The organism is Rhodococcus sp. R1101, assembly GCF_000278445.1.
GTDB lineage: Bacteria > Actinomycetota > Actinomycetes > Mycobacteriales > Mycobacteriaceae > Rhodococcus > Rhodococcus gordoniae.
Genome location: NZ_AJVB01000284.1, coordinates 1 through 4,829, shown reverse-complemented (window position 1 = coordinate 4,829; position 4,829 = coordinate 1). Strand labels below are relative to the sequence as shown.

4 protein-coding genes and 1 pseudogene are annotated in these 4,829 nt (G+C 64.2%); 4 read left to right on the top strand and 1 reads right to left on the bottom strand.

All coding sequences use genetic code 11. From position 1 onward, the window contains the following. Nucleotides 1-465: 465 nt before the first annotated feature. On the bottom strand, nucleotides 466-795 hold the full coding sequence (locus tag R1101_RS31055; RefSeq protein WP_232284768.1) for a helix-turn-helix transcriptional regulator: 330 nt from the start codon (nucleotides 793-795) through the stop codon (nucleotides 466-468). Nucleotides 796-894: 99 nt separating this feature from the next. Here R1101_RS31055 and R1101_RS0116010 point away from each other — a divergent pair, with 99 nt between their 5' ends. The 4 genes and pseudogenes from R1101_RS0116010 to R1101_RS0115995 all read left to right on the top strand — a co-directional run. Then, complete coding sequence (locus tag R1101_RS0116010; protein WP_026003342.1) at nucleotides 895-1,605, top strand: ParA family protein; 711 nt, start codon at nucleotides 895-897, stop codon at nucleotides 1,603-1,605. After that, nucleotides 1,605-2,513 (top strand): ParB/RepB/Spo0J family partition protein, encoded by a 909-nt coding sequence (locus tag R1101_RS0116005; protein WP_016934393.1) that lies wholly within the window; start codon nucleotides 1,605-1,607, stop codon nucleotides 2,511-2,513. Before R1101_RS0116010 ends, R1101_RS0116005 begins: the two co-directional genes overlap by 1 nt. Before the next feature lie 54 nt (nucleotides 2,514-2,567). Beyond that, nucleotides 2,568-4,382: a hypothetical protein gene (locus R1101_RS0116000; RefSeq protein ID WP_016934392.1), complete on the top strand. Its 1,815-nt coding sequence runs from the start codon at nucleotides 2,568-2,570 to the stop codon at nucleotides 4,380-4,382. Beyond that, nucleotides 4,383-4,829 (top strand): annotated as a pseudogene (locus R1101_RS0115995) (hypothetical protein); the annotation flags it as partial. It lies immediately after the preceding gene.

Below are 4,829 nucleotides of genomic sequence, written 5' to 3'. Positions count from 1 at the left end.
GCTGGGCGATCGTGCGCGATGCGATGTCGCATCAGGGGCGCGCCCCCTGCCTGAGTACGCGTCGTATGACTTGGAGGCGAGTTTCGTGATCGAGCAAGAGTCGGACGTGCGGTCGATCCGTGCGCGACGCGACCTCGAAGGGGTACCCGCATCGGTGGTTTACCGCGGTAAACCACCGGCCGCTCGAGAACCTGAACCAGTACCGCTGCGCCAGCTCGGTCGCTATGCGAAAGCAATCTCGGTAGAACAGGAACTCGGAGCCTCGTCCGTCCCGTCGTCTGTGTAACTTCCGCGTCGCTCAAGGGACTCGAGACGCTGTGACTGCAGTTCCTTACGCCAGAAATCCTCAGGTATTTAACGTCACTGTGACGAAATGGGAGAGGGGTAGGAAATGCTTTTCGCCTCCTGTGGAAAGTGTCGCTCCATCGCGCGACGCCTCGGGGCATTCACGACACGCTGAAGCGGTCACAGATTCTCTGGCGTCGAACCCAGCCGGACGTAGGTCGGGGGAGTGCCCGCCTGTGTTCGTCGGCCGCGACCCGGCCGGGTTTCCATCCATGCGTCGACAGTCTCAGGGAGCCAACCGAATCGGGGGCCGATGGAGGCATCGGCTTGCGGCAGAACACCTTTCCGTAGATAACCTTTGGCGGTGTTGTAGGTGATACCGACACGGTCGGCAACCTCGTGCAAAGTCAGGTAGCGGAGCACATCTGAGATGATACGGCGAAAGGTTGTTCCGTAGACCTGTAAGGGTCTATTGTACGAGTTGCGCGCCTCGTCGAACTGCATCAGCACCGATGCGGCGATGCGGGCGCAACCGTCATCTCCGCCAGAAGATGGCGAAGCGTAGTCCGAAGTAGCCCCACCGTGGGGTGAAGCATACGGAGGTAACCTATGGCTGTTCATGTCATGCTCAACCAAAAGGGCGGCGTCGGAAAATCCACCCTTACAATGAATCTCGCCGCAGTAAAAGCGGACGTTCTCACTGCCGGCGACGATGACGACGTCCAGTCCCCGGTAGCAGCGATCTCGGTGGACCCCCAGGGATCCGCCGTCTGGTGGGCCTCTCGCGTCCAGGAATTGCCATTCCTGATCGACCAGGTTCACGACAATCTCGACGTGCTCCGCAATCTCGACAAACTTCCCGGTATCAAGCACGTCTATGTCGATACCCCGGGCTGGATCGATCTGTCCGGCGCCGACGACGGCACCGATGTGCTCGGGACCGGCAGCTCCGCCGACGCCCTACGCGCCGTCCTCGAAGTCGCCGATCTGGTCATCGTTCCGATCGAGCCCGAACCGCTCTGCTTCGACCCTACGGCTCGGACCATCAAGCAGGTCATCGAACCTCTCGGTAAGAAATTCATTGTCGTTGTGAACAACTGGGACCCCCGGGACGGCAAGGTCGATCTCGAACAGACGCGAGAATTCGTCCAGGCCAACGGGTGGCCACTTGCGCGAACCGTCGTGCGGCACTACAAGGTTCACACTCGAGCCGCCGCTGAGGGCAGGGTCGTCACCGAGTACGAAGCCAACCGCGTCTCTCTGCAGGCCCGGGAGGATTTCTACAAGCTCAGTCTCGAGCTCGCGGACGGTGGTCGCTGATGGCGCCCAAGGGTGGGCGCGCAAACTTCGCCTCCCTGGTCGGAGCAGTAGGCGACAACTCTCCGGTAGACCGTAAGCGCACTCCCACACCGTACAAGGTTGTTGCCCGACCCGTCGAAGGTCAACTGCTCGCTGATGTTCCCGTCGGCCGGCTCGTTGCCAACCCCAGAAACCCACGCGACGAACTCGGGGACCTGTCCGACCTGGCCACGATCGTCGACCGGCAACTGCAACCGGGAACCGTCGTCAGCCGCGCGGCCTGGCTGAAACTGTGGCCCGAAGACGAAGACGATATCGGCACTGCCGAGTACATCGTCGTCAACGGCAACCGTCGCCTCGCTGCCGCCCAGAAGTACGGGCGCCCCGGACTCGATGTCGTCCTGCGCGACAGCATCGCCACCGACAGAGGAGAGATTCTCTGGGCTGCAACAAGTGAGAACATCGACCGCCGTGACTTCGACGTCCTCGAAGAAGCCAAGGCCGTCGAGCTGATGGTTTCCGAGTTCGGCAGCGCCGACGCAGCAGCGAAGAAACTCGGCCGTTCCAAAGGCTGGGTGTCCCAGCGTCGCGCCCTGCTCAAACTCGCACCCGAACTGCAAACAGCCCTGCGTGCAGGCGATCTCGCCGTTCGTCAAGCCCGATCCCTGGCCCGAGTTCCGCTCGAGGAACAGGTCGCGGCATGGCAAGCGGCACAGAATCCTGAGCCGGAACCCGAAGTCGAGGCTGAGGCTCCTGATTCCGAGGAGTCGCAGCCGAAGGAGCCTGCGAACAAACTCGAGCCGGTGGACAAGGTGGCCCAGGCGCTCAAACGACTCGGCGCAGATCCGGATGTGCTTGCCGCGGCAGTGCGTAAGCACTTCACCGATGACGAGCGCCGCAAGCTCATCGATGCGCTCGAGCTCCGGTAGGCACGATTCGGCGACGGCGCCGGTGGATCGCAGAAGGACTGCAGTGGTGAGCCGATGAGCGGAATCGACGACCAGATCCCTCTTTTCGATCTCGATCCCGAATCCGAAGAGCCGACGGTCGAGTCACCTGTCTCCGAAGAGCCGACGTCCGACACGCCCGATACGCCACCGGAAGATCTGCCGGCCACCGACGCTGATATCGCCTCATCCGACGCGGATGTTGCCGCCGGCACCGACGATGTGCCGGATCTTCCGGCCGAGCCTCGACCATGGGAGTCGCTAGCTGTCACCGAGGATGCGGACGGTCACGCCATCATCGTCACCGCCGAAGCCACTTACACACCGTCAGGTGCCCGTCTGACCGGACCGGTCGACTCGATCGAGAAGCTGGACAAGCTGCTGCACTGGGCAGCATTGACTCCGCACGGACTCACTGCACAGGTGTGGTTCGTCGGGATCGACTCGTGCGCCCAGCTCGGTTGGACGATCGACCCCGGCAGTGAAGACGACGTCGACGACCTCGAACAACTCCGCCAACGCGCTGCGACCGAGCTGACCCACGCTATCGCTGCCACTCTGCCGCCTCTGATCGCTGCAGGTTGGGAACTGCGCGGCGATCCCGGCTACGTCATCCACCTCCTCCGCAAGGTCGGTAAAGCTACCCAGATGGTCGATCTCGTCCTCGAGCCCTACGTGTGGACCTATTGGAACAAGGACTTCGGCTGGGGTAACCGCGTCGGAGACATGGGCATCCTAGGCAACCCCGCCGCCGGTACCTATCTGCCCGACGACGACCGTCCCGCCGCCCGCGAACTCGGCCGCCGCCTGGCCTGGTCCGTCAAGCACCTCGACACCCTGCCCGGCCCGACCCCCGCCCGCACCGGTGCCGCCGTACTGGACAAGATCCGACGTGAACGCCTCCGCACCGGCAAAGGCATCGTCGTCACCGCCGGCGGGCCCCTCCCACCGATCGCCGACGCCCCGCGCGGGGACCTCGAGCCGGCCGCCGGCTGGTCCCGTATCCCCGACACCGACGACCTCGATGGTGCCTCCGCGCTGGTCACCATCGACCAGCGCGCCGCGTATCTGGCTTCGGCGGGCATGCTGTCGTTCGGCTACGGCCGGATCCGCAATCTCGTCGGTGACGATGCCGCAGCCGCCGCAGCAGTCGACAAGCCGGCTTTCGGCCTCTGGCGCGTGACTCTGCCCGCCGCAGCGCAATTCGGTCTACCGGAGAAGCTGCCGCTACCGCATCCGGCGATGCTCGACGACCGGCCGGTACAGACATGGATCACTACCGTCAGTCTCGACGGACTGTGCGCGCCCATCGCCGACGGGGGAATGGGGCTCGATGTCGACGACCTCGACGTCACCGAGGCCTGGGTCTACGAGGAACAAGGTCGCGCCCTGGACAAGTGGGCGAAGGTGTTGCGCGAGGCCCGCGCGGTGGCCGTCGGCACCGGCGACGTTGCCATGAAACGTTTTCTCGGCGCCTGCTACAAGGGCTATGTCGGCCGGATGGTCAATCCGGACATGTGGATCGCGACTCGCATGCAACATCACCATCAGCCGTTGTGGCGGGCCGCGATCATGGCTCACTGCCGGTGGCGTGGCCGCCGCGTTGCAATGCGCATCGCCCGTGAGACCGGTCGTTGGCCGATTCGCACGATGACCGACTCATGGGTGTACCTGGTGGGTGAGGGGCAGACCCTCGCCGACGACAGTGACGCGTTGGGCAAGATGACTCTCGAAAAGCACGTCGACCTCACCGACGAGATGCTGTTGGGATTCGCGCAAGCCGAGACCACCCATGAGGTGCGGCTGGCTATCGCTGCGGCCTACGGCGCCGACACCGACGAGGAGCGGTAGATGGCGCTGCATCTGCCCAAACCTCGGTCGAAAGCGGTGCCGCAGAAAACGGTCGGCCTCGACGGCATGAAGGTCACCGTCGCAGCTGCGGCAGCTGCCGGTGTCGCCAAAGCACAAGAAACCGGTAGGGGCCTGGCCGGGCTGACCTCGCGAGTCTCGGTCAGGCAGATCCGCACCGAGATCGGCAACGACGGCCTGCGACAGGCAGCCATCGACGCCGGCCGCCTCGCCCCGTCGGACCGTACACTGCGCCGCTGGGCCCAGCAAGGACGCATCCCCCATGCGGAAGTCGCCGAGTTGGCACAACGTCGTGCCGCCATCGCGCGGCTCGGGGGAGTGAACGAGGTGGCCCGGAAGATCGGCCGCAGTCCTTCTTCGGTACGCAAGTACATCTCCGGCAAGACCAACGAGTTGCGCAACGACGCACGGTCGAAACTCGAGGATGTC

What these genes read in the sequence shown, in the direction of transcription:
- R1101_RS0116010 (WP_026003342.1), top strand. Translation starts at nt 895, where the DNA reads ATGGCTGTTCATGTCATGCTCAACCAAAAGGGCGGCGTCGGAAAATCC.
- R1101_RS0116005 (WP_016934393.1), top strand. Translation starts at nt 1,605, where the DNA reads ATGGCGCCCAAGGGTGGGCGCGCAAACTTCGCCTCCCTGGTCGGAGCA.
- R1101_RS0116000 (WP_016934392.1), top strand. Translation starts at nt 2,568, where the DNA reads ATGAGCGGAATCGACGACCAGATCCCTCTTTTCGATCTCGATCCCGAA.